The sequence below is a fragment of the Peptoniphilus indolicus ATCC 29427 genome, assembly GCF_000227315.1.
GTDB lineage: Bacteria > Bacillota > Clostridia > Tissierellales > Peptoniphilaceae > Peptoniphilus > Peptoniphilus indolicus.
The window spans coordinates 1-1,481 of record NZ_JH165104.1 but is presented as its reverse complement, the minus strand read 5'-3'; the positions used below and the strand labels follow the sequence as shown (position 1 = coordinate 1,481).

At 28.3% G+C, this 1,481-nt stretch carries 1 protein-coding gene; it reads right to left on the bottom strand.

Translation table 11 applies throughout. The features are described from left to right. Positions 1-194: 194 nt before the first annotated feature. The coding region (locus HMPREF9129_RS10120) for an S-layer homology domain-containing protein (protein WP_004823469.1) at positions 195-1,481 on the bottom strand (1,287 nt) is incomplete at its 5' end.

The window sequence follows — 1,481 nt, the reverse complement described above, 5'->3', positions numbered from 1 at the left end:
TTTAATGAAGGAGTTATTTTTAAAATTTAACGTTGGATTAGATGAATTAAATGGTTCATATTTTATTGAAAGATTGAATGAAAAATTTAAAGTTGCAGCAATTGAAAGTAATTTGAATGATGAAAAGGAATATATATTGCTTTATGTGATAAGCAATTTTAATTGATGATTTAAAAAGAAAAAAGAAGAGACCCTTAACGGTTCTCTTCAGGTTTAAACGATACATCTATTTGAGTGTCCTCTTTGATGATAAATGTAAATTTATCACTTAGGACACCTTTTTTTACACCATTTACAATTAGCGAATCAACTTCCATGCCAGTTGGAACATCAATTTTTACGCTAACTCTTGCACCGGATTTAAATTCATAACCGGCAGGACTGCTTAGGTATGTAGAATTTAAAGTCAGTTTTAAAAAGGATTGTTTAGCGTCTTCTAATGTTATTTCCAAAGTTTGGTCCAAATTTATCTCAAGGAATGATTCATAACTTTTTTTACCGGGAGATTCTACTTTAATAAGATATTTACCAGGGCTTAAACGAGCTCCTGTAAAAGGCTTATTATTAATTTTAATGCTTGCAGATATAGGGTTTCCCATGGAATCTGAAACCTTAATATTTAAATTTATATTTTTGCTCGAGTTGGCATTTGGATTATTTACATTATTAGAATTGAAACCGCTTAAAATGTTATCTAAAAATGTATTCCAAGTTTCAAAATCACTATTTGAAATATAACTTTCTTTTGAAGTTTGCTCAATTATATAATTTAGTTTTTGAATATCTGTCGAACTCAATCTACTGGCATCTACTTTAGAAAGATTTTCTAATTTTTTCAACAGAGATTCATATTTAGAGGGGTCAAATTTCCTAAGTTCAGTACCGTATCTTTCGATTGATAAAGTTAAAATTTTAGATAATTCTGCACGAGTTATTTTTTCTTTTGGTCGGAATGTGTTATCTCCAAAGCCATTTATTATACCATCTTTTGCAAGAGAGTTTATAGCTTCTATTTCTTTGTACTGAAGTTTATCCAAGTCCGTAAAATAATTTTTATTTTCAGATTTTAAATTATATAAAGTGCTCAATATTTTGCACACTTCTAAGCGAGTAATTGGCTCTACATTAAAGTTTCTATTGAAATTTATATAGTTACCTGACTCGGCAGCTAATAGTTCATTATAGTACCATTTATCTTTGTGTGAATCTAAATTAGAATTTATTTTATCAGTAGTGTAGTTGTCAAATTTAAAAATTCTATTTATTATTGTATAGGTTTCAACGTTTAAAATATAATTATTTGGTTTAAAACTACCATCTGTGTAGCCCAATAGCAGTTTAGAATCAGACATTTTTTCTATATAATTTTTTGCCCAGTGGTTTTCTATATCAGAGTATTGTGCTTTATTTCCAGCGCCTACTAGCAAAAGAGATAAGGCAACTAATGTTGTATATTTTTCATATAATTCACCTTTATTTTT